We start from the raw sequence: 22,788 nt of genomic DNA on the forward strand, positions 1-22,788 counted from the left end.
CCGCACATCCCAGGACCACGATCCCGGAGGACCCATGCGAAGCCGAGCACCGGCGCACCTCGCCGCCCTGTTCCTGTCGATCGTCGTCGCGTCGGCCCTCCTGGCGGTGGGCGCAGGCGCGGCCCACGCCCGTACACCGTCCCCGCCCCCGTCCCCCTCACTGCCCGCTTCCGTCGACGGCGGGGCCTGGTCGTCCGGGCATCTCCAGGGCACGGCCATCGACCGCCGCAAGGGCCACATGTACTTCTCCTTCACCGATCTGCTGGTGAAGACCGACCTGTCGGGCAGAGCGATCGGCTCGGTCACCGGCTTCACCGGGCACCTGGGCGATCTGGACTTCAACACCGGCGACGGCCGGGTCTACGGCTCCCTGGAGTACAAGGCCGCAGAAGCGTTCTACGTCGCGATCTTCGACGGAGCCCGCATCACCCGGATGAACATGGACGCCCGGACCACCGATGTGGTCTCGACCGTCCATCTCCGGGAGGTCGTTCGCGACTACACCGCCGATATGAACGGCGACGGGGTCTTCGACGGCAACACCGGCGCTACGCCCGACCACCGATACGGCTGCAGCGGCATCGACGGCGTCGCCTTCGGCCCCGACCTGAACCGCCGGGGCGGCGGCCGGCTCACCGTCGCGTACGGCGTCTACTCCAACACCGCCCGCACCGACAACGACCACCAGGTGCTGCTCCAGTACGACGTCCGCGACTGGAGAAGGTACGAGAGGCCGCTCGTCGAAGGCGCCCACCACACCAGCGGCCCCGCCTCCCCCGACGGCAAGTTCTTCGCCTACACCGGCAACACCACGTACGGCGTCCAGAATCTGGAGTACGACCGGCACAGCGGCAACTGGCTGATGGCCGTGTACAAGGGCAGGAAGTCGGCCTTTCCCAACTACTCGCTGTACGTGGTGGACGGCTCGGAGCCCGCCCGCCGGGGTGAGGTGAAGGGACAGCCGCGCCCCGAGTCCGGCCGTGTCCTCACCCTCCTCCCGCGCGGGCTGCACCACGAGCCGTCCGGTGTGTACGGATACGAGTCGGCCGGCCAGTACGGTCTGGTCTCGCTCGACGACGGCCGGTTCTACGTGGCCGAAGCGGGCACGGCCGACTCCGGAGGAACCACGCTGCAGACCGGACGCGCGGTGCTGCACCGCTGGACGGGGGCGGTACCCGACCCCTTCACGGTGCTGGGACGCCCCTGACGAGCGTCATTCGCTCTCGTTCTCGGTCAGCCAGTGTTCCCACAGTGCCGACAGCTCCGCTTCCAGCGCCGGCGCCTCGGTGTCCAGCAGCCGGACCTGGGCCCCGGGGCCCTCGAAGTCCGTCCGGTAGGGATGGGGCGGTCCGGGCGGGCGGGCGCCGAGGGCGGTGACGGAGCCGATGACCCGGTTCGGGCCGAGGACGCCGGGGAGTTCGCGTATCTCCGGGTCGGTGAGGTCGAGGTCCTCCACCAGCAGTTCCCGGCCGTCGCGCACGGCCCGGGTGCTGGCCCGGACGTGGCCACCGCGTTCACCGGAGCGGCCCAGGACGAGGGTGTCGCGCAGAAGCATCCGGGCGCCGGGCGCGAGTGCCACCTCCATCGTGCGGTCGACCCACGCTCCGTGCGCGACCACGAACGGCTTCCCGTCCCAGTCCAGTCGTCCTCCTGCGGCGATGTCGATCCTGGCCCGCCACGCCGATCTGCCGCCCCGGTGGTCGTACGCCACCAGGCCGGAGGGTTCGACCAGTTCCAGGCGCGCTCCCGGGCCGACCGAGACGTGCAGCCGGAGATCGTCGCCGGCCAGCAGCCCCGCCCGGGTGCCGACGAGGGCGACCCGCAGACGGTCCTCGCACGGCAGCAGGGGACGGGGGGCGAGGAACGCCCCGGGAGACAGCTCGCGGGCGAGGTGCCTCCCGGAGGCGTCACGCTCGACGGCGACGACCGTGGGGTCGTCGGGCTCGGCCGGGTGGGCGGCGGGCGCGAACGGGCCGCTCACGAGCCGTCGTGGCTGTGGCTGTGGGGCGCCATCGGGCCGGGGTCGGTCGGGACGTGGGTGCCGGAGCGGTGGCGTACCAGCACGGCCCGTACCCAGTCGGCCAGATGCGCGATCGACTCCGGGTCGTGCTTGGACAGCGCGAGGACGGGCAGACCGTCGCGGGCCCGTTCGGCGTCGGCGACCATCGCGGCCACGTCGACCTCCACATGGGGGGCCAGGTCGGTCTTGTTGATGACCAGGAGGTCCGCGCCGGTGATGCCCGGCCCGCCCTTGCGGGCGACGTCCCCGCCGCCGGCGACGTCGATGCTGAAGAGCTGTGCGTCGGCGAGGGCGGGGCTGAACGTGGCGGTGAGGTTGTCGCCCCCGCTTTCGATGAGCACCAGGTCCAGCGGCCCGTAGGCCTCCTCCAGGTCCTCGACCGCGTCGAGGTTGGCGCTGACGTCGTCGCGGATCGCGGTGTGGGGGCAGGCGCCGGTCTCGACGGCGCGGATGCGCTCGGTGGGCAGGACGCCGGCCGAGCGGAGGAAGCGGGCGTCCTCGTCGGTGTAGATGTCGTTGGTGACGACGGCCATGGAGAGCTCGCCGGCCAGTTCGCGGCAGAGGGTGGCGAGGATGGAGCTCTTGCCGGTGCCGACGGGGCCGGCGACACCGATGCGCAGGGCGCGCGGCTGATTGAGCGGCTGGTGGTAGTGCTCGTTGGGGCCCTGGGCGGGCTGTCCGGGCTGCTGGGCGGATGCGTTGTCAGGCAAGGAAGAGTCTCCGTTCGCGTCGGTCGTGTTCGAGTGCCCACTGCTCGGTGAGCGGTGGTGTTCGGGCGGGGAGTTCGGCGGGGGTGCGTACGGCCAGCGCCTCGGTGACGGTGGCCGCGGCGTCCGCCTCGGCGGCGATGATCCACGCGACCGAGTCGAGGGGGTCGCCGGGCAGCAGCTTGAGCGCGGCGGAGGCGATGGTCTGCAGTTCGTCGTAGACGACGCCGTGGACCAGCGCCTCCTCCTCCACTCCCAGGACGGCCCCGAGCGCCCCGAGGGTGACCGGCCGCAGGGGACGCGGGTGGAGCAGGGCCAGGGCGGTGACCGCGGGATGGTCCGGGGCCAGTCGGCGGGCGAGGCGGTGCACGCCTCGGCCCAGTGCGGCGGACGCTTCGCGCAGCGGCGCCGTCGGCGTCCGGGCGGCGAGCGCCTCCTGCACGGGTGCGTAGTCCACCGGATCGCGCACGGCCGCCCGCAGGGCGAGTACGGCGGCGGCCGCTTCGGTGACGACGGTGGTGTGCAGGCGGGCCCTCAGCAGGGCGGGGATCTGCGCGCGCGTGAGACCCGCCGCGACGGCCGGCTCCAGACCCGCGCTGTAGGTGTGGGCGCCGACCGGGAGCCGCCCGTCGGCGAGGAGATAGGGAGCGAGCAGCGCCATCAGAACATGCTGTACCGCTGGGCCAGCGGCAGTTCGGCGGCGGGGGCGGGCTCGACGAGCTCCCCGTCGATGCGGATGGCGAAGGTCTCCGGGTCCACGTCGATGTCCGGGAGTGCCGTGTTGTTCGGCAGGTCCGCCTTCGTGAGGTGCCTGGTGGGCCGCACGGCGACCAACTCCCTTACAAGGCCCAGCCGTTCGGCCAGCCCATCGGCCAGTGCCAGCGGGGAGACGAAACTGACCGAGAGGTGCGGTGCGGCCTCGGCGGCGGAGGTGGCGCGCAGGAGGACGGGCTGGGTGGTGGGGATCGCCGCGCCCGCGTCGCCGAGCGGCGCGTACACGGCCATGCCGCCCTTGATGACGACGGCGGGTCGGATCCCGAAGAAGGCGGGGTCCCAGAGCACCAGGTCCGCGAGCTTTCCGGGCTCCACGGAGCCGACGACGTGGTCGATGCCGTGGGCCACGGCCGGGCAGATCGTGTACTTGGCGACGTAGCGGCGCGCCCGCTCGTTGTCGGCGGGCAGTTCGCTGCCGCGGTCGCCGAAGCGCTGCTTCATGACGTGGGCGACCTGCCAGGTGCGGCAGACGACCTCGCCGATGCGGCCCATCGCCTGGGCGTCGGACGAGGTGATGGAGAGGGCGCCGATGTCGTGCAGCACGTCCTCGGCGGCGATGGTGGTGGCCCGGATCCGGGACTCGGCGAACGCGAGGTCCTCGGGGACCCGGGGGTTGAGGTGGTGGCACACCATCAGCATGTCGAGGTGTTCGGCGACGGTGTTGACGGTGTGCGGGAGCGTCGGGTTGGTGGACGCCGGAAGGATGTTCGGGTGGGAGGCCATGGTGATGATGTCGGGAGCGTGGCCGCCGCCCGCGCCCTCCGCGTGGAAGACGTGGATGCCGCGTCCGGCGATGGCGCCGAGGGTGCCTTCGACGTAGCCGACCTCGTTGAGGCTGTCCGCGTGCAGCGCCACCTGGAGGCCGTAGGCGTCCGCCGCCCGCAGCGCGGCGTCGATCGCGGCCGGGGTGGCGCCCCAGTCCTCGTGGACCTTGTAGCCGCCGGCGCCGCTGAGGGCCGCCTCGCGCAGGGCTTCCTCGCCGACGGTGGAGCCCTTGCCGAACAGCATGACGTTGAGCGGAACGCGGTCCAGGGACCGGTGCATCATGGCGAGGTTCCAGGCGCCGGGGGTGACGGTGGTGGCCTTGGAGCCCTCGGTGGCGCCGGTGCCGCCCCCGATGACGGTGGTGGTGCCGGTGGCGAGCGCCTCGTGGAGGGTCTCCGGCATCAGGAAGTGGACATGGGTGTCGACGGCTCCGGCCGTGAGGATGCGCCCCTCGCCGGAGATCACGTCGGTGCCCGGGCCGATCACCAGATCCGGATGGACGCCGTCGCTGATGTCGGGGTTGCCGGAGCGGCCGAGGGCGACGATCCGGCCGTCGCGGACGCCGATGTCGGTCTTGACGACACCCCAGTGGTCCAGGACGACCGCGTTGGTGATGACCAGGTCGGGCGCGCCCTCGGCCCGGGACGCGGTGGCCTGCGCCATCGATTCGCGGATGGACTTGCCGCCCCCGAAGACGGCCTCGTCGCCGCCGAAGCACCGGTCCTCCTCGACCTCAATCCACAGATCGGTGTCGGCGAGGCGGATCCGGTCCCCGGTGGTGGGGCCGTAGAGCGAGGCGTAGGCGGCGCGGGTCAGCTGGGCCATGTCACAGGTCCTCCGTTCGAGGCGTGGGGGTGCGGGTGGGTGCGGGTGTGCGGGTGTGCGGCAGCACGATGCCGGGAACGCGGCGGCGGCCTCGGAGTTCCACGAGGCTGACGTCGACGCCGACCCCCGGTTCGAAGCGCAGGGACGTGCCCGAGGGAATATCGAGCCGAAAACCCCGAGCGGCGGCCCGGTCAAAAGAAAGTGCCGGATTCGCGTCGGAGAAATGCAGATGAGATCCGACCTGAATGGGCCGGTCTCCGTCGTTCACCACGGTGAGAGGCAATGCCGTGCTTTCGGCATTGATGTGCACCACTCCGGAGCCGGTCCGGATCTCGCCCGGGATCACGGGATCGGCGAGGTGATCGTGACGAGCTTGCGCCCGTCCGGGAAGGTCGCCTCGACCTGGACGTCGTGCAGCATCTCGGGCACGCCTTCCAGCACTTCAGCGCGGGTGAGCACCGCCCTGCCCGCAGTCATCAGCTCGCTGACCGCAGCTCCCTCGCGGGCCCGTTCCATCGCCCAGCACGCCAGCAGGGCGACGGTCTCCGGGTAGTTGAGGCGGACGCCGCGGGCACGCCGGTCGCGGGCGATCATTCCGGCAACACTCAGCAGCAATTTCTCCGTGTCGGACGGAGTCAGAAACATGGGAAACCTCCATGGCGGCCTCCCCGGAATTCCCGGCGGCGCCTGAACCACATGCCTCTTATAGCTCTTCTCTTCGCGGCGTGGCAAATTCCTGCGCACGGCAAAAAGTCCCTTTTTGTGGTTACGACCCACTACATACGGGCAAAACGTACAAAATTCGGTCGGCTGGCCAGCGGACCCAGCGCGCCGGAGCGGTCCGATCGGAAGGTTCCGGCGGTGACCCCTCGCCCGGTCCTCCCTGGTGGCGCTCGGAGCGCGGTTGCGACCGAACGACGTCGCCGGTCCGCGCCCCCGGAAGGTCCGGAGTCTCGAAACGGGGCGCAAGATCAGGGGTGAGCAGTGATCGCGTCCGGGTCATCGATCCCACCTGCTCCTTCGGAAGGAGTCCTGGCCCGCCCTCACCAGTGATGCGGAGCCGGACGGCGAAGGAACGGGGCCGCCGGGTGACCTGCCTCACACCGGACCTCTGTCAGCAATCGGAGCGCTGTCCCGTTCAGGGGGTACGCGAACGAGACAGGAGCCATGACATGAAGCACCGCATCGTCGTCCTCGGCGCCGGCTACGCCGGGGCTTTCGCCGCCGGCAACCTGGCCCGTCGGCTCTCCCCCGCCGACACGGAGATCACCGTCGTCAACGCCGCCCCCGACTTCGTCGAGCGGATGCGGCTCCACCAGCTCGCGAGCGGCCAGGATCTCGCGTCCCGCAGGCTCGTCGACGTGTTCGCGGGCACCGGGGTGCGGTTGCGCCTGGCACGGGTCACCGGCTTCGACCCCGAGCACAGGACCGTCGCCGTGACCGGCGAGGACGGCGCCGGTGAACTCGCCTACGACACCCTTCTCCACGCGCTCGGCAGCTCCGTCGCCCACCATGACGTCCCCGGCGCGGCCGAGTACGCCTTCGATGTGACCGGCCGGTCCTCGGCGCTGCGCCTGCGTGAGCGCCTGGACGGCCTGGGCGTGGGCGGCACCGTCGTGGTCGTCGGCGAGGGGCTGACCGGCATCGAGACCGCGACCGAGCTCGCCGAGTCACGCCCCGGGCTCTCCGTCGCACTCGCGGCCCGCGGCGAGCTGGGCGCCTGGCTCTCCCCGAAGGCGCGTCGTCATCTGCGCGGCGCCTTCGACCGGATCGGCGTCACCGTGCACGAACGCACTCCTGTCGAGGCCGTCGAGCCGACCCGGGTGGTCACCGCGGACGGCAGGTCCATCCCGGCCGATGTGACCGTGTGGTCGGCCGGGTTCGCCGTGCACCCCATGGCGGCCGCCGCCGGCCTGGAGGTCGCCGGGACCGGCCAGATCGTCGTCGACAGCTCGATGCGTTCGGTCTCCCACCCGGACGTCTACGCCGCGGGCGACTGCGCGTACGCGATCGGCGAGAGCGGCCGGCCGCTGCCGATGTCCTGTGCCTCGGCCGGTCTCACCAACATGCGGGCGACCGCCGCGATCATCGCGCGCCTGACGGGCGGCGAGGTCCCGGCCACCGGGCTGAAGTACTTCGGCAACCACATCAGCCTCGGACGGCGGGACGCCATCTTCCAGATGGTGGACGGGGACGTCCGGTCGAAGACCTGGTACCTGGGCGGCCGAACCGCCGCACGGCTCAAGTCGGGTGTGCTCAAGGGGGCCGATTGGGGTATCGCCCATCCGGCCTTCGGTCTGCCCAAGCGCAGGCACCGCCTTGCCCCCGCGCCCGGCCGGACAGGTGCGCGGGCGGCCGCCTAGGCTGTCGCGCATGGACAGCGCTGCCGTCGATCAGTTCGAGGCCGGCCGGAGCAGGCTGGCCTCGCTCGCGTACCGTCTGCTCGGTTCGGCGGCCGACGCCGAGGACGCCGTGCAGGACACGTTCCTGCGCTGGCAGGCCGCGGATCGCGAGCGGATCGAAGTACCGGAGGCGTGGCTTACCAAGGTCGCCACCAACCTCTGCCTCGACCGGCTCCGCTCGGCACAGGCGCGTCACGAGCGAACGGCCGGCGCGTGGCTGCCCGAACCGCTCCTCGACGGCGACCCGATGCTCGGTCCGGCCGACACCTTCGAGCAGCGTGAATCGGTGACCCTGGCCGTGCTGACCCTCCTGGAGCGCCTGTCGCCGGCCGAGCGGGCCGTCTACGTCCTGCGTGAGGCGTTCGCGTACAGCCATGCCGAGATCGCCACGATCCTCGACATCACCGAGTCGGCGAGCCAGCAGCACGCCCATCGGGCGCGTACGCGGGTCGCAGCCGAGCGCCGCCGCGGCGGCGCGGCCGATCCCGCGTCCGCGCGCCGGGTAGTCGAGGAGTTCCTCGCCGCCGCCACGTCGGGGCGCACCGATCGGCTGGTGGCGCTGCTCACCGACGACGTGACGGCGGTCTCGGACGGCGCCGGACTGGCCACGCGGCTGCTGCGGTACAGGTCGCGCGAGCGGGTCGCCTCCTTCGTACGGGCGGGTTTCAAGGCGACTCCGGCGAAGCGGCGGCTGGCCGGCGGCCCGCTGGCGATGCATCTCGCGCGGGTCAACGGCACCCTGGCCGTCGTCGCCGTGGTCGCGGGACGGGTCGTGGGCGCCGTGGCGTTCGAGGTCAGCGACGGCATGGTCGCGTCCCTGTACGGCATCGCCGCCACGGACCGGCTCGCGCGCCTCGACGAGGCGTGGCAGCAGCACGAAACCGGCGTACCGGTCATCGACGCGTGGTGAACGGCCCGTGGTGGACGCTCACCAGTCGATGTGGGCGCTGATCCAGGCGTCGAGCGCGGTCGCGTCGGCCGCGGGCGGCAGTTCGGGCGCGCAGGTGAGAGGAGTGAGGGACAGCTGGAGGTGGGTGAGGTAACCGTAGGGACCGTTGTCGGCCGCCGGGCCGAGGACCAGGGCGTGGGTGGAGGTCCGCCAGACGCGGTGAGTCATCGCCGGGCCGGTGACCACCGCGGCGTCCGACAGGAGGGTCCGCTCGGGTGCCGCGCCCAGGTGTTCGGTCACGGCCCGGGCGGCTCCCGCCAGGGTCGCTTCGCAATCCTGCTCGCTGGACGGCTCGCAGCTCTCCCAGCCCGTCGCCCGCCCCCAGAGGTCCATGCGTGCGCGCAGCCAGGGCTCGTTGGTCATGCTCTCGTCGTGCTCGTCGACGGGGTACAGCTCTCCGAACACGAGAAAGCTGCGGACGTCGGGCTGCCCGAAGGGGTTCCTGCCGTCGGAGCAGAGCACGTGGCCGTGCCCCGTACGGAAGGAGTCGCAGACCAGTTCGTGCTCCCAGTCCCATCCGCGGCGCGCCAGCTCCGCGTCGAGAGCTTCGAAGTCGTCGCCCACCGGCGGATCCGTCGGCAGCGCGACGAACTCCGCGACCGCCGCGGGGGTGAGCGGCCGACGGGCGAGAACGTGGACAGGGGTGGGCATGCCGGTCACTCCAGGAGGTCGTCGTGCGGTCGGAGGGGCCGAGAGCTGTGGACGGTCGGCCCGACGGCGCCGGCCGTGCGAGCGGCTCGCACCGGGCGGACGCACTTGTTCCACCGCGAACCCCACACTCTCACGAAGACGATCGTATGACCGGTTCGGGTCCATCGTGCCCGTGAACACCCGGGCCACCCTCTGCGGTGTCGACCGGAACCGCTCAACCAAGCTGCCACCGGGCCCCGTTGGCCGCCCGGACGCCTGCCCGCCCCTCCCGCGCTCGGACACGATAGTTTGCCCGCCATGACCGAACTCGGATGCCTCGCCTGGCCACCTGACCCGATCCACACGGCGCGGCTCGTGCTCCGTGGATCCGAGGCCCGGGATCGTGCGGCCTTCATCGAGTTGTTCGCATCGCCGGAGGTGGGCGTCCACCTCGGCGGCCCCCGTCCGCGTGATGAACTCGAACGGGACGTTCCCGAGGTGCCGAGACAGCGCCGAGGTCTCTTCGTCGTGGAGCTCGGCGGAGCGATGGTCGGCACGGTCACGCTCGAACGCCGGGCCGCCGAGCGTCCGGGCGACCCCGGTCCGGGCGACCCCGGTCCGGACGGCGACCGCGCCGAGCTCGGCTACATGTTCCTGCCCCGGGCGTGGGGGTCCGGATACGCCACCGAGGCATGCACCGCCGTTCTCGGCTGGTTCGCCACCGCGCGGCCCGGCGAAGCTGTGGTGCTCTGCACACAGATGGCCAACGACCCCTCGATGCGGCTCGCCCGGAAGCTGGGGTTCACCGAGGTGGCACGGTTCGAGGAGTACGGCGCCGAGCAGTGGTTCGGCGTGCGGAATCCGGGCACTCGGTCCGGTTGATCCCGGGGCCGCACGCCCTCGCGAGCATGGCGGATCAGAGCGCTCCGCTGTTACACAACGATCATTGAGTGGGTCCGAACGGCCTCGGCATACTTCAGGAATCCGGGGCCGAACGCATATCCGAACGCGCCCCGTGCGGCCGGGCCTTCGCCCGCCCGAACCACTCCTGAGCAGGGGCAATCTTGCGAAAAAGATCAACGAGGGCGTACGCGCTCCTCGCCGCGGCCTCGGTCGCCCTGACGGCGGGCATGACCGCTCCGGCGTCGGGGAAGACCGTCGGCCCGGACACGGCGTCCCCGGCCACCGCCAAGGCCTTGGAGGCAGGCGACCGGACCGTCGAAACCGTCACCCTGATCACCGGCGACCGGGTCCTCGTGGACGCCAAGGGCCGGGTCGGCGGCATCCAGCGGGCCGAGGGCCGGGAGGACATCCCGTTCTTCACCGAGCTCCACGACGGCCGCACCCACGTGGTGCCGCGTGACGCCCGGCAGCTGATCGCCGAAGGCAGGCTGGACCGGCGGCTGTTCGACATCACCGCACTGGCCAGGCCGGAGAGCCTCAAGGCCCACCGGGCCGGGCTCAAGGTGATCGTCGGCTACCGGGGAGCGGCGGCCGGGTCCGCCCGCGCCGAGGTACGGTCCGCGGACGGCACCACCGTCCGCCGGACCCTGTCGGCCCTCGATGCCGATGCCGTCACCAGTGCCGCCGCCACCGACGGCGAGGGCGCGTTGTGGGACGCCCTGACGCGTCAGCGGGAGGACGGTTCGGCGGCCACCGCGTCCGGCATCGCACGGATCTGGCTCGACGGTGTGCGCAAGGCCTCGCTCGACCGCAGCACCGGCCAGATCGGCGCCCCTGCCGCCTGGGCCCGGTCGTTCGACGGCACCGGTGTGAAGATCGCCGTCGTGGACACGGGCATCGACGCCACCCATCCGGATCTGGCGGGCCGGGTGGCCGCCGAGCGCAACTTCAGCGCCTCCCCGGACGCCAAGGACCGTGACGGGCACGGCACGCACGTGGCCTCCACGGCGGCCGGCACGGGAGCGAAGGACGCCAGGTTCAAGGGCGTGGCCCCCGGAGCCCGGCTGATCAACGCGAAGGTTCTCGACGACCGGGGCGTCGGTGACGACTCCAGCATCATCGCGGGGGTCGACTGGGCCGTCGCCCAGGGCGCCGACGTCATCAACATGAGCCTGGGCGGCCTCGACACCCCCGGAATCGACCCGCTGGAAGCCCAGGTCAACAAGGTCTCCGCGGAGAAGGGCGTGCTGTTCGCGATAGCAGCGGGCAACAACGGGCCGGACCAGGGCACGGTCGCGTCTCCGGGCAGCGCCGACGCGGCCCTGACCGTCGGCGCCGTCGACGACAACGACCGGATGGCCGACTTCTCCGGCGTCGGCCCCCGTACCGGTGACAAGGCCGTCAAGCCCGACATCACCGCACCGGGCGTGTCGATCACGGCGGCAGCGGCGGAGGGCGTGGCGGGGCAGAACCCGCCCGGCTACCACAGCCTGAACGGCACGTCGATGGCGACTCCGCACGTCGCGGGAGCCGCGGCGATCCTCAAGCAGAAGAACCCCGCCTGGACGGGCGCCCAGATCAAGGCCGCCCTGACGGGCTCGGCCAAGGACGGCTCCCACTCGGTCTTCCAGCAGGGCGCGGGCCGCCTCACCGTCGACAGGGCGATCGACCAGACGGTCGTCGCCGAGCCCGTCTCCGTGAACCTGGGCGCCCAGACCTGGCCCCACACCGACGACACCCCCGTCACCAAGCAGGTGACGTACCGCAACAACGGCAGCGCCGACGTGACGCTGGACCTGTCGCTGTCCGCGCCGACCGGCGGGGACGGGCAGCCCGCCCCGGCCGGCTTCTTCACCCTCGGGGCCCAGCGGGTCACGGTCCCGGCGGGCGGCACCACCGCCGTGGACCTGACGGCCGACACCCGCCTCGGCGGTACGGTCGACGGCTCCTACTCGGCCACGGTCGTGGCGTCCGGGGGCGGCCAGAGCGTGCGGACGGCGGCCGCGGTGGAGCGTGAGTCCGAGTCGTACGAGGTCACCTTCAACGCCAAGGGACGGGACGGTGCGCCCAGCACCGGCTGGCAGGCGGACCTGAAGGGGTACGCAGGCAACGCCTCGGGCCTGCGGTTCTTCCCCGACCTGTCGTCCGGTTCGGTCACCGTCCGGCTGCCGCGCGGCACCTACAACCTGTCGGCCGACATGCTGGTCGACCCCGCGGTTCCGGGCAAGGGCGCCGACCTGATCAACAACCCCCAGTTCTCGGTGACCGGCCCGACCACGGTCGATCTCGACGCCCGGACCACCCGTCCGGTGACGTTCAAGGTGCCGGACGCGGCTGCCACTCCGACGCGCGCGGGGATGATGTACGCCCTGAACACGCCGGAGACCGGCATCACCCTGTGGAGCGACTTCACGAGTTTCGACAACGTCCGCACCGCGCACCAGGGCTCAGCCGTGACCGGTGAGTCCTCCCTGTACCAGCAGTGGTCCGCCCACTGGAAGCAGGGGGCCGCCGAGTACAACGCGCTCGCCGGCAGCCTGGTCCCGGAGCTGGCCACCGGCTACAGCAAGACGTACACGACCCGGAACATGGCTCTGGTGAAGGTGCGGATCGGATCGTCCGTGCCCGGCCTCGACGGGATCGTCAAGGCGGACGGCGAGCTGGCCAACGGAGGCGTCGCCCCGCTCTACTCCATTCACCCCCTGCCGGAAACGCGCAAGGTGTACCTGTCCACGGACGACGGAGCGCTCTGGAACATCGCGGCAGGAGTGCTGGGAGAGAAGGGTCCGGCGGGCGACCGGCAGATCGAAGGGGCCTACTCCTTCGCGCAGTCACGACGTTTCGAGCCGGGAACGACGCACACCGAGACCTTCCACGCCGGTGTGATGGGGCCGCAGATCAAGGCGGGCGACGGGCTCGTGCGCGACGGCGACAACCTCTACGGTTCGCTGGCGCTGGTCAGTGACGGGCCGGGCCATCCCGGATTCGCCCGGTACGCCGGTGCGAGCACCACCATCCACCGCGACGGCGTGCTGTTCGCGAAGGAGGACGCGGCCATCGACGAGCGGTTCTTCGCGCTGCCCCCGGAGTCCGCCACGTACAAGGTGGCGACCACCATCAACCGGAACCCGGCGGTCTACCGCGCCGGGAACCGGATCGACGCCTCGTGGACCTTCACCTCGGCCCGCACCGAGGCCCCGGCGACGCTGCCGGTCTCCACGGTCCGCTTCCTGCCGCAACTCGCACTGGACTCCACCGTTCCGGCGGGCGCGAAGCAGACGTTTCCCGTCGTGGTGCAGGGCGCGGCGGCCGGATCCGGCCTGAAGTCGCTGCGGGTGACGGTGTCGTACGACAACGAGAAGTGGCTGCCCGCCAAGGTCACCGCGGGCAAGGTCACGGTGAACGCCCCGGCGAAGGGCAAGGCGATCTCGTTGAAGGCCGTCGTCACCGACACGAGCGACAACGAGTCGACGGTCACGATCCACAACGCCTTCTTCGGCAGGTGAGGCTCACCCCGGGCGGAACACCGCCCGGGGTGATGCCGAGCGCAGCGGCCCGTCGGAACGGAGGTTCCGGCGGGCCGCTGTGCCGCATCGCTGCACCGACCGGTCGGGGCTGGCGGCGGGACGGTCGATCCCGTCCCCGTCCCTCTCCGCCGTCCCTCTCCCCGTCCTTCTGCCGCGGGCTCAGCGTGCCGGAGCCGGGACCGGACGGAGGGAGCAGTCGGCGGGGGCGAGGCTGTCGTCCTGTCCGACCAGGGTGACGGGCATGGCCCCCTGCGCATGCGCGGCAAAGGCTGCCGTGCAGACGAGCTGGTCGCGGGCGGAGGCGGACAGCTGCCTCACCCGCAGGTTCAGGCGGACCTCCACGGTGGTGTCACGGGTCACGACCCGATCGGCGACGGACGCCTCGCCCGGCAGCGAGGGGGCGTTGCGGAGCCCGGCCCGCCGTTCGGCCTTGTTCGGCCCGTCGAGCAGCGCGGTCACGGCCGTCAGGGGTGACAGGGCCTCGCTCGCCTCCTCGCCCTCCGAGGGTGAACTCCCGGGGCCGCCCTGCCAGGGGACGTCGACGATCCGTGGCACGGGCAGCAGTTCCTCGTCGGGAGAGAAGAAGAACAACAGCACCCGTGAGTCACGCGGGGGCAACAGGTCACCGACCGGCGGTCTCCCGGCCCCGACCACGCCCGTCTCCTGGATACCGCAGCCGGAGAGCGGCGCCCCGGCGAGCAGCAGCAGCGCGGTGAGCCGGACCGCGCGGAACACCCGCCTCCTCACGCGGTGGCCTCCGTGCGGTCAGGGTCGGCTCCCGGCCCCGCACCCGGTGCGGCCGCCGAGGCATCCGGCGCACCGCTCCCCGACGCGGGCCCGTCGAAGGGCAGTTCCACCGTGAACAGCGCGCCGTCGCCTGGCGCGCTCGAAGCGCGGATCGTGCCGCCGTGGAGTCGCACGTTCTCCAGGGTGATCGCGAGGCCGAGGCCGCTGCCCGATGAGCGGGACCGTGCGGCGTCCGCCTTGTAGAAGCGGTCGAAGATGTTCGGCAGCGCGTCGGGGGCGATCCCGGGTCCGCTGTCGTGCACCTCGGCGACCAGCGCCCCCGCGCGGGTCGACAGCCGTACGGTGACCGGTTCGGCTCCGTGGTACAGGGCGTTGCCGACGAGGTTGGCCACGATGACGTCGAAGCGGCGCGGGTCGAGTCGGATGCGGACGCCCTCGGGCAGCTCCGCACGGACCCGGTCCTGCCACTGCCTGCCGGACAGCGTTCTGCGTACGGCCTCCGCCGCGTCCACCTCGTCGGTGTTGAGTCCGGCCGCGCGGGCGTCGAAGCGGGATATCTCCATCAGGTCCTCCACCAACACGGCCAGTTTGCCGGTCTCGGCGCTGATCAGGCGCACCGCCCGGGCGGTGTCCGGGTCGAGCGTCCCGGCGTCCTCGTCCAGCACGTCCGTGACGGCGAGCATCCCCGCGAGGGGGGTACGCAGTTCGTGCGAGACGTCCGAGGCGAAGCGCCGGGCCCGCGCCCCGGCGTCCCGGAGTTCCTGTACGGAGTGTTCGAGGCGGGCCGCCGAGCTGTTGAACGTCCGGGCGAGGTCGGCCATTTCGTCCCTGCCGCGTACGGTGATCCGCGTGTCGAGCCGCCCGCCGCCCATGGAGTGCGCGGCACTGCGCAGTTCGCGGACGGGGCGCAGCACGCTGCGCGCCGCGAACAGGGCGGGCACCAGGGCCACGGCCAGTCCCGGCAGCGCGCCGTCGCGGGCGGCGGTCACCAGTGCGTCGATGTCGGCCTCCTCGTTCGCCATGGGCATCACGGCGTAGAGGACCAGACCGCTGGGCACCGCACGGCCGCCCGCGACGACCCGTGTCATCACCGGCATTCCGATCGTCAGATACGCCCGCCCGTCCTTGACGACCCGTTGGAAGCTGCCGTGCGGCGCGGTCCGCGCGGCACGGCGCAGCTCCCCGGTCAGCACGCCGGAGACGGGCCGGTCGCCCGAGGAGACACGTGCCGAGCCGTACTCGGCGAACACGATCCACGGATGGGGTTTGGATCGGGCCGCGATGTCGTAGAGCTCCCACCGGACCGATTCCAGGTCCAGGGGCAGGCCGGGGACGAACCGCTCGACCTCCTCGCGGAAGGAGGCGACGGCCGTGTCCTGTGCGCGTTCGAGGACCGCGCTGCGCGCCTCCCGGTAGGTCAGCGCGGCCGTCGTGACCGCGCTGACCGCGGCCACCAGGAGGAACGCGAGGATCAGTCGGGTGCGCACCCCGAACGCGGCGGCCGCTCCGGGTATCTTCACAGCGGGCCGAAGCGGTAGCCGAATCCCCGCAGGGTCTGAATATAACGAGGGCTGTCGGACAGGTCTTCGATCTTGATGCGGAGCCGGCGCACGCAGGCGTCCACCAGGCGCACATCGCTGTGGTAGCTGTGGTCCCAGACCTCTTCCAGGAGGCGCTGCCGGCTGAAGACCTTTCCCGGCGCCGCGGACAGGAACAGCAACAGCTTCAGCTCGGAAGGTGCGAGGGCGACCGGCTCGCCCGACTTCACGACGGTGTGACCGGCACGGTCGATGTCCAGGTCTCCGTGGTGGTCGACGGCGGGCCGCACACCGACCGGGGCTTCGATGCGGCGCAGCACGGCACGGATGCGGGCCTCGATGACCTCGGTGCGAGCGGGCTTGACGACGTAGTCGTCCGCACCGGCCTCCAGGCCGACGACGATGTCCACGTCATCGCCGCGCGCGGTGAGCATGATGATCGGCAGCTGGCTGTTCGCGCGTACGCGGCGGCACACCTCGACGCCGTCCATCACGGGCAGCATCAGATCGAGCAGCAGGAGGTCGGGGCGGAACACGTCCAGCGCCTCCAGGCCGGCCTCGCCGGTCGCGGTGGCGAGGACCTCGTGCCCGCGGCGGCGCAGGCCCATCTCGACGCCGTCGCGTACGGACGGATCATCTTCGACGAGGACGACGCGTGGCATGCCGGTATCTCCAGGTCCTGGGGCAGGAAGGATCGCGAAAGGGGGCTTTCGGTGAGCGAGCGGCGGGAGCGGACTCCCGGAGAGGCCGTCGGCTCACGCGGCGGGACGGGTGTGCACGCTGACCGCGTAGCCGCCGCCGTCGTCGTAGGGGTCTCCGCTCCAGGTCGCGTAGCGCTGCCGCAGGGTCAGTCCGGCCCCGGCGCACCACTGGTCGAACTCGGCGATGGTCACCGGCGCTTCGTCGAGCGGCAGATGTTCCGCGTCCAGTCCCATGCCGGTGACCAGCAGGCCGCCCGGGCGCAGAGCGTCGGCCAGGTGCCCGACGACAGTCGCCCCGGTGCCGGGGGCCAGCAGGGGAACGACGTTTCCGGCGGCGAGCACCAGGTCGAAGTCGGGATCCAGGCCGAGGGCGTCCAGCCGGGCCAGGTCGCCGAGGAGCCAGTCCTGTACGGGTGCTTCGCGGCGGGCGACGGCGAGCATCGAGGAGTCGACGTCCACGCCGGTGCAGCGGTGGCCCAGTTCGGCGAGTCGGGTCGCGATCCGGCCGGTGCCGCAGCCCGCGTCGAGCACTCGGGCGGCCGGTTCCAGCAACGCGGCGCAGAAGGAGGCCTCGCCGTGGATGTCGTGGCCCGACTCGGCGAGCCGTGCGAACCGCTGGGCGTATTCCTCCCCCGCCTGTCCACCGGTCAGTTCCGCCCAACGGTCGCGTTGCCCAGTCATGTTCAGCTTGCCTTCCGGTCAGCCCCCAGCGGGAGCATAAACGAGCCTGTCACATGGAGTCCGGTTCGGGTGGCTCCGGGCCGGGCCGGTACGCCGGGCTGGCTAGAGTCTCCGCCATGAGTGATCACTGCGAGCCCGGGGCCGTCTCGCCGTTGCTGTTCGGCGCGGGGGGCGACTGGCTGCCTGTCGCCGCGGGCGAATCGGGTGCCTCCGTCTTTCGCGCCGCGGACGCCACCCGGTACGCCAAGTGTGTGCCCGCCACGGATGCGGCCGGTCTGGAGGCGGAACGCGACCGGATCGCCTGGCTGAGCGGTCGGGGCGTACCGGGTCCCTGTGTGCTCGACTGGTACGCCGGTGATGCGGGCGCCTGCCTGGTCACCCGTGCCGTCACCGGCGTACCCGCTGATCAGGTGCGTGCCGAGGACCTTCGCGCTGCCTGGGGGCACATCGCGGACGCGGTCCGCCGGCTGCACGAGGTGGCCGTCGCCTCGTGTCCGTTCCGCCGGGGGCTGGACTCCGTGGTCGACGTCGCACGTGATGTCGTGGCCCGGGACGCCGTGAATCCGGAGTTCCTCCCGGAGGAGCAGCGACTCGTGCCCGCCGCGGAACTGCTGGCCCGCCTCACCGGGGAGGTCCCCCGGCGACGGGATCAGGAGGCCGCCGACACGGTCGTCTGCCACGGAGATCTGTGTCTGCCCAACATCATCCTCGATCCGGAGACACTGGAGGTGTCGGGCTTCATCGACCTGGGCCGCCTCGGAGCGGCCGACCGTCACGCCGACCTGGCGCTGCTGCTCGCCAATGCGCGCGAGACCTGGGTGGACGAGGAGCGGGCAAGGGTCGCGGACGCGGCGTTCGCCGAGCGGTACGGCATCGCCCCGGATCAGGAGCGGCTGCGCTTCTACCTCCATCTCGACCCGCTCACCTGGGGCTAGGGGCAGAGTCCGGGGCGGCGGATTCGTCCGGTCCGGCGGCGACCGTGGGCAGGTGGTGGGCCGTGGCGACCACCACCACCTGGTCCTCGGCGTGCCAGACGCGCCGCTCGCCCTTCGGTGGGTTGAGCCGGATGCCTTGGTCCCCGGGCCCGGTGCGGGCGGCGTCGTGCCGGCGGTAGCCGATCGCGCATTCGCCCCGGTCCCGCGCGGCGGCGACGACGCCGGCGAACGCGGCCTCGGCTCCTGGGCGAATGTAGGCGGCGGCCGGCCGCAGACAGACGTTGTTGCCCTCTGCGGAGAACAACTCCTCGAAGACGGGAGCCAGATGCCGGTTCTGGGCGATCTGAGCCATGAGAAGGCCGAATAGCAGCCCGCTGACGATGACATCGGAACCGCTGTTCACGGGCGCCAGCGGGCGGTTCCGGTCATCGACGAGCTCGGTGACGACACGCGTCTCGCGTCCGGTCCGCCGTTCCAGCAGTCGCACGGCCAGGAGCGCGACCAGGGTCCAGTCGTCCGGGTGGTCGGGGCCGTCGCCCCGGTCCGGGCCGAGGACGACCACCGCGTCGTACGGATCGAGGTCGAGGCCGAGCAGGGTCTCGGGCCGCGACAGGGGAGCCGACCGGAACCGCACGTCCGGCCCGACCGCTTCCCCGCCCCCGTCCTCCGGCTCTCTCGGTCCGGGTACGGCACTGTCGACGAGCACGTCCACGACGGAGCCGGGACGGGCCGTGCTCCGCAACTCGTCCAGGACCAGGGGGGCCCGGCGGTTCCAGCCGAGCAGCAGCAGCCGCGAGGGACTGGCCCGCTCGGGTCGTGCAGCGACGATCGCCGAGACGTCGACGAGGTGCCGGCAGTCCTCGACGCGGGTGCTGTCGTCATCGCGCGCGAGCACGATCAGGCGGCTTCCCGGCGGGACGACGGTGTCGGCGGGCGGGTTCAGCAGCGTACGGCCTTCGGGGGTGAGCAGCCCCACCACGCAGGAGTTCGGGTGGCTGAGCAGGGTCGCTCCGAAGGGGCCGTGGTGGAAGGCGGTGGCGTCGGCGAGATGGAACTCGTCGCCCGCGAAGTCGAGAAGGTCGCGCAGGACGAACGAGAGGCCGGCCCGGCCGACGCACTGCGCAATCAGCCGGGCCGTGACCGTGTCGGTCTCCAGGACCGTGCCGCGGGGGCCGGCGGCCAGCCGTGCCGGGGCCCGGTACCGGTCGTCCCGGACCGCGGCGAGCACCGGCGGCCCGTCCGTGTCCTCGCCGAGGACCGCCCGCAGGGCCAGCAGGATGCGCAGCACCTCGGCGTCGGCGGTCGGTTTCGCCGACGGCAGCACCACCACGGTGCTCGCCGACCTCGGGCTGACGAGCGCGAGTACGTCCGGGTCACTGGCGGGACCGCTGCGGCAGATGATCCGGGCGCGGGGAGCCGGGGCGACCCGCGCGGTCAGTGCCTCCTCCATCTCGGCCTTGTCGCGGTCGGCGAGCAGCACGATGGCGCGCGGGCGCCGCGGGGTCCGGGCGGCGACCAGTTCGGCCACCACGGTGGTCACCTGGTCCGACCAGCCGAGCACCAGGACGTGTCCCTGCTCCAGGACCGTGGACCGTCCCCTGCTCAACTCCGCCATCCGCTCGGCCAGTCCGGTCGTGATCACCCCGACGAGGGTCGAGACGCAGAGCAGAGCGACCAGCCCGAGCACCGCGGAGAGCAGCAGGCGCAGTGGCGTACCGGTGGCCGCGCCCAGCCGCAGCGTCTCGGCGCTGATCCGCCATGTCGCGATCAGCCGCTCCGAGAGGGACGTGGGCGATCCGGGATCCGTCCACACCAGCAGCAGACTGACCGGGACGACGACGGCCAGGCAGGTGATGACCAGCCAGCCCATCAGGGTGCCGGTGGAACGGGCCAGCGTGCGGTCGAACCGGTAGCGTGCCCAGTCCCGCAACGGCACTCGTGGCCGGCCCTTGGCTGATTCCATTGCCACTCTCCCTCGCCCGCCGCCGCACCCAGGGTGGGTGCGGCACCGGCCGTCCCTCTCGGCAGAGTGCGGCCTCCGTCCTCGGGGCACGCCGGGTTCGGCGGCCGATTCATCCTTTCGGGCGCTCGGGCGCTACGCGACGCATACATTCCGGCCGGTGGCCCGTGCCGGTCAGCCCGTGGGCCTCCCGGGCTTCCGCCCCCAGGCCATGAGCATGCCGGCCGACAGCGCGGCGCACGCGTCGCTCTCCAGGTACCGCACCGCCGCGTCGACGGCCGCGTCGTCGATCATGCCGGTGGAGAGCATCGCCTCCCTGCTGCGCTGCCAGGTGTCGGCCCAGAAGCGGCTGATGGCGGTGCCGGGGCCCAGCGGTGGCACGTGGATCTCCGCCGCCACCTGTTCGAGCCCCGCCCCGCGCAGGAGGTGCGGGTACGACGGGACCCAGGAGACGTCGGTGCCGATCGTGGTACGCAGCCCCTGCCACATCGCCCGCATCGCCGTGGTGTACGGGGTGGGCGGCGTCCGGTCGCTCGTCAGGTCGACGGCGTCGCTGAGCACCAGGACACCGCCGGGCGTGAGGAGTTCGGCCAGGTGGCCGATCAGGCGGTACCGCTCGGGCAGATGCATCAGTACGAAGCGCGCGTGAACGAGCCGGAAGCCGCCGGGCGCGAAGCCGGGGCGGGTGATGTCGGCCTGGAGGACCTGAAGGCCGGGCACTGGGCGTGCGCTCAGGAACCGTACGTCGCGGTCCACGGCGAGCACGCTCGCCACCCCGGTCTCCCCCAGCAGTCGGCGGGAGACCGTGCCCGTTCCGGCGCCGATGTCGAGGCAGCGCCATCCCGGGCCGACTCCGAGGGAGCGCAGTCGGGCCATCGTGAAGTCGTCGTAGGCGATGGCGCCGAAGTCGATGCGCTCCTCCTCCCCCGCCCGGTCGGGGCGGAAGCAGTCCTCGCCGTAACGGCCTTCGCCCGGCGCGCTTCCGGGCGGAGGGGCGTTCACGCCGTCACCGGTACGGCGTCGTGTCGGGCGTCCCTGTTCCGTCGCGGCCCTCGGCCGCCGGTCGGGGGGATCAGCTGATCGTCGAGCGGTTTCACGGCCGGGCCTCTCCACGCGACAGGGCGGTGCGGGCGGGGGCGGCCCCGGCCGCCCCCGGCCATCCTCCACCTGCGCCTGTCCACGCGGACGAGGCTCGCCGCACCCGGAGCCGATCGATGCGGACCGGGCGGGTGCGCGCGTCCCCGGGGTCAGGGCTGGATCGGCATGGACCAGCAGTTGGAGGTGGACGGTTTGCCGGAGAGTCCTCGCGGAACTCCTCGCCCGGCGATCCGGCGGCAGCGCCGGCGCGCTGGGAACGAAGGTGCACGCGGCGACGCCCAACGGCGCGCTGCGCGCGGCGGCCGAGGAATTCGCCCAGCGTTACGCGGACGACCCCGAGGCGTCGGGCGAGGAGATCACGACCTGCGTCCTGGCCGCTCCGCGAGCCGCCTCGGAGGGCCTGCCGTACTGACCGGCGTCCGGGCCCCGGACAGGCCATCCGTACGATCGGGCGGTGACGGACGACGACACACGGAGGGCACCATGGACGGCAGAGTCACCGCGGTGAGCCGTAACGAGCGGTACGGGTTCAGCAAACCCACCCACCCGTTCATCACCCTGCTCGCCGGGCTCGGCGTGGAGGGGGACGTGCATGCGGGAACGACGATTCGCCACCAGTTCCGCATGACGTACGAACCGGACCTGCCCAACCTGCGCCAGGTCCACCTGATGCACGAGGAACTCTTCGAGGAGCTCGCGCTCAAGGGCTTCGACGTGTCGGCGGGCCAGCTCGGCGAGAACGTCACCACCGCGGGAGTGGATCTCCTCGGCCTTCCCACCGGAACCCTGCTGCGCCTCGGTGCGGAAGCGGTGCTGGAGGTGACCGGGCTGCGCAATCCGTGCGCGAAGATCAACGACTTCCGCCGGGGGCTGCTGGGCGAGGTCTTCGCCCTGGACCCCGTGTCGGGCGAGTTCACCTTCAAGTCGGGCGTCATGGCCGTGGTCCGCGCCGGCGGGACGGTCCGCGCCGGCGACACCGTCGTGGTCGAGCTGCCACCGCCCCCTCGCCGGGCCCTGGAGCGCGTCTAGACGACCCGGCCCGGGAACGCGGAGCTGCCCCCACCGGTCAAGGCCGTCCGGTCGCAGCCGGCAGCTGGTTGCCGCGGCGGACATGGCCCCGTCGCGACCGGAGAGCGGGCACCGGGACCACGTTCCCGCCCGCCCTCAACCCTGCTGCTCCAAGGAGTCCGCGAACGCGCGCAGCGCATCGGCCAGATCCTTCTTCGTGGGCAGCTCGTCGACCTTCTTCTCCAGGTCGTCGATCCGCTGGGCGACCTCCGCGAGATCGACCGGAGCCGTCGGCGAAGGGCTGGGGCCGACCGTGGGGCCCGGGCCACTCGGGTGGGCGCTGGGCTCGGGCCCCCCGGCGGATCCGGAATCGCCGCCCACCGACCCCCCGGAACCACTTGCGCTCCCGCCACCGTCCGACTCTCCGGAGCCGCCGTCGGCGCCGCCGGAGCCACCCGTACTCGCGCCGCCGTCAGAGCCACCCGTACTCGCGCCCCCGTCAGAGCCGCCCGAGACTTCGCCGCCACCGCTCGACCCCGCGGGCACGCTCTCCACGGGCACCGGGTCCGGTCCGGTCGGCCCTTCGCCCGACGTACCCACGGCCAGCGCACCGCCGAC

21 protein-coding genes and 1 pseudogene are annotated in these 22,788 nt (G+C 72.3%); 8 read left to right on the plus strand and 14 right to left on the minus strand.

Annotation, left to right across the window (positions count from 1 at the left end):
- Positions 1 to 34 precede the first annotated feature (34 nt).
- Positions 35 to 1,207 carry a hypothetical protein gene (locus ACIRJT_RS31235; protein WP_403915768.1) on the plus strand — a complete coding sequence of 391 codons (1,173 nt, stop codon included), beginning with the start codon at positions 35 to 37 and terminating at the stop codon, positions 1,205 to 1,207.
- Between the two features lie 6 nt (positions 1,208 to 1,213).
- On the opposite strand, the gene ACIRJT_RS31240 is transcribed toward ACIRJT_RS31235, so the two are convergent.
- From ACIRJT_RS31240 to ACIRJT_RS31265, 6 genes are read right to left on the minus strand one after another with little or no spacing between them, the layout of a single operon-like run.
- Entirely contained in the window at positions 1,214 to 1,981 is a 768-nt protein-coding gene (locus tag ACIRJT_RS31240; RefSeq protein ID WP_403915771.1) for an urease accessory protein UreD, read from the minus strand.
- On the minus strand, positions 1,978 to 2,730 hold the full coding sequence (gene ureG / locus ACIRJT_RS31245) for an urease accessory protein UreG (RefSeq protein ID WP_403915774.1): 753 nt from the start codon (positions 2,728 to 2,730) through the stop codon (positions 1,978 to 1,980). Before ureG ends, ACIRJT_RS31240 begins: the two co-directional genes overlap by 4 nt.
- Positions 2,723 to 3,388: an urease accessory protein UreF gene (locus ACIRJT_RS31250; RefSeq protein WP_403915777.1), complete on the minus strand. Its 666-nt coding sequence runs from the start codon at positions 3,386 to 3,388 to the stop codon at positions 2,723 to 2,725. Before ACIRJT_RS31250 ends, ureG begins: the two co-directional genes overlap by 8 nt.
- Positions 3,388 to 5,091 carry an urease subunit alpha gene (locus ACIRJT_RS31255; protein ID WP_403915780.1) on the minus strand — a complete coding sequence of 568 codons (1,704 nt, stop codon included), beginning with the start codon at positions 5,089 to 5,091 and terminating at the stop codon, positions 3,388 to 3,390. Before ACIRJT_RS31255 ends, ACIRJT_RS31250 begins: the two co-directional genes overlap by 1 nt.
- A gap of 1 nt (position 5,092) precedes the next feature.
- The gene (ureB, locus tag ACIRJT_RS31260) at positions 5,093 to 5,437 is read right to left on the minus strand and encodes an urease subunit beta (RefSeq protein ID WP_403915783.1); all 345 of its coding nucleotides are present in this window, start codon (positions 5,435 to 5,437) and stop codon (positions 5,093 to 5,095) included.
- Positions 5,434 to 5,736, minus strand: coding sequence for an urease subunit gamma (locus ACIRJT_RS31265; protein WP_403915785.1), 303 nt, complete (start codon positions 5,734 to 5,736; stop codon positions 5,434 to 5,436). Before ACIRJT_RS31265 ends, ureB begins: the two co-directional genes overlap by 4 nt.
- A 527-nt stretch (positions 5,737 to 6,263) precedes the next feature.
- Between ACIRJT_RS31265 and ACIRJT_RS31270 the strand changes: the two genes are divergently transcribed.
- Positions 6,264 to 7,454 (plus strand): NAD(P)/FAD-dependent oxidoreductase, encoded by a 1,191-nt coding sequence (locus ACIRJT_RS31270; RefSeq protein WP_403915788.1) that lies wholly within the window; start codon positions 6,264 to 6,266, stop codon positions 7,452 to 7,454.
- Between the two features lie 10 nt (positions 7,455 to 7,464).
- Complete coding sequence (locus tag ACIRJT_RS31275) at positions 7,465 to 8,403, plus strand: sigma-70 family RNA polymerase sigma factor (protein WP_403915791.1); 939 nt, start codon at positions 7,465 to 7,467, stop codon at positions 8,401 to 8,403.
- Positions 8,404 to 8,421: 18 nt separating this feature from the next.
- On the opposite strand, the gene ACIRJT_RS31280 is transcribed toward ACIRJT_RS31275, so the two are convergent.
- On the minus strand, positions 8,422 to 9,093 hold the full coding sequence (locus tag ACIRJT_RS31280; RefSeq protein WP_403915794.1) for a hypothetical protein: 672 nt from the start codon (positions 9,091 to 9,093) through the stop codon (positions 8,422 to 8,424).
- A 297-nt stretch (positions 9,094 to 9,390) separates the two neighbouring features.
- On the opposite strand from ACIRJT_RS31280, the gene ACIRJT_RS31285 reads away from it, so the two are divergent.
- Both ACIRJT_RS31285 and ACIRJT_RS31290 read left to right on the plus strand, forming a co-directional pair.
- A complete protein-coding gene (locus ACIRJT_RS31285; protein WP_403915796.1) occupies positions 9,391 to 9,954 on the plus strand; it encodes a GNAT family N-acetyltransferase in 564 nt (187 codons plus the stop codon).
- 182 nt (positions 9,955 to 10,136) lie between these two features.
- Positions 10,137 to 13,481, plus strand: a complete 3,345-nt coding sequence (locus ACIRJT_RS31290; protein WP_403915799.1) for a S8 family peptidase — start codon at positions 10,137 to 10,139, stop codon at positions 13,479 to 13,481.
- A gap of 180 nt (positions 13,482 to 13,661) precedes the next feature.
- Here ACIRJT_RS31290 and ACIRJT_RS31295 read toward each other — a convergent pair whose 3' ends face one another.
- From ACIRJT_RS31295 to ACIRJT_RS31310, 4 genes are all read right to left on the minus strand, one after another.
- A complete protein-coding gene (locus tag ACIRJT_RS31295) occupies positions 13,662 to 14,249 on the minus strand; it encodes a hypothetical protein (RefSeq protein ID WP_403915802.1) in 588 nt (195 codons plus the stop codon).
- Positions 14,246 to 15,769: an ATP-binding protein gene (locus tag ACIRJT_RS31300; RefSeq protein ID WP_403915805.1), complete on the minus strand. Its 1,524-nt coding sequence runs from the start codon at positions 15,767 to 15,769 to the stop codon at positions 14,246 to 14,248. Before ACIRJT_RS31300 ends, ACIRJT_RS31295 begins: the two co-directional genes overlap by 4 nt.
- Complete coding sequence (locus ACIRJT_RS31305; protein WP_403915808.1) at positions 15,766 to 16,449, minus strand: response regulator; 684 nt, start codon at positions 16,447 to 16,449, stop codon at positions 15,766 to 15,768. The genes ACIRJT_RS31300 and ACIRJT_RS31305 overlap by 4 nt, the downstream gene beginning before the upstream one ends.
- Before the next feature lie 93 nt (positions 16,450 to 16,542).
- Positions 16,543 to 17,169, minus strand: coding sequence for a class I SAM-dependent methyltransferase (locus ACIRJT_RS31310; RefSeq protein ID WP_403915810.1), 627 nt, complete (start codon positions 17,167 to 17,169; stop codon positions 16,543 to 16,545).
- A 116-nt stretch (positions 17,170 to 17,285) separates the two neighbouring features.
- Here ACIRJT_RS31310 and ACIRJT_RS31315 point away from each other — a divergent pair, with 116 nt between their 5' ends.
- On the plus strand, positions 17,286 to 18,104 hold the full coding sequence (locus ACIRJT_RS31315; protein WP_403915812.1) for an APH(3'') family aminoglycoside O-phosphotransferase: 819 nt from the start codon (positions 17,286 to 17,288) through the stop codon (positions 18,102 to 18,104).
- Here the strand turns inward: ACIRJT_RS31315 and ACIRJT_RS31320 are convergent.
- A complete protein-coding gene (locus tag ACIRJT_RS31320; RefSeq protein ID WP_403915815.1) occupies positions 18,091 to 20,067 on the minus strand; it encodes an NAD-binding lipoprotein in 1,977 nt (658 codons plus the stop codon). The two genes, ACIRJT_RS31315 and ACIRJT_RS31320, sit on opposite strands and share 14 nt — an antisense overlap.
- A gap of 171 nt (positions 20,068 to 20,238) precedes the next feature.
- Complete coding sequence (locus ACIRJT_RS31325; RefSeq protein ID WP_403915817.1) at positions 20,239 to 21,066, minus strand: class I SAM-dependent methyltransferase; 828 nt, start codon at positions 21,064 to 21,066, stop codon at positions 20,239 to 20,241.
- 298 nt (positions 21,067 to 21,364) lie between these two features.
- On the opposite strand from ACIRJT_RS31325, the pseudogene ACIRJT_RS31330 reads away from it, so the two are divergent.
- Positions 21,365 to 21,574: pseudogene (locus ACIRJT_RS31330) on the plus strand (TetR family transcriptional regulator); the annotation flags it as partial.
- A gap of 71 nt (positions 21,575 to 21,645) precedes the next feature.
- The gene (locus ACIRJT_RS31335) at positions 21,646 to 22,191 is read left to right on the plus strand and encodes an MOSC domain-containing protein (RefSeq protein WP_403915820.1); all 546 of its coding nucleotides are present in this window, start codon (positions 21,646 to 21,648) and stop codon (positions 22,189 to 22,191) included.
- Positions 22,192 to 22,326: 135 nt separating this feature from the next.
- Here the strand turns inward: ACIRJT_RS31335 and ACIRJT_RS31340 are convergent, their stop codons facing one another.
- Positions 22,327 to 22,551, minus strand: a complete 225-nt coding sequence (locus tag ACIRJT_RS31340) for a hypothetical protein (RefSeq protein WP_403915823.1) — start codon at positions 22,549 to 22,551, stop codon at positions 22,327 to 22,329.
- Between the last annotated feature and the right edge of the window lie 237 nt (positions 22,552 to 22,788).

The organism is Streptomyces sp. NPDC102283 (assembly GCF_044766265.1).
GTDB lineage: Bacteria > Actinomycetota > Actinomycetes > Streptomycetales > Streptomycetaceae > Streptomyces.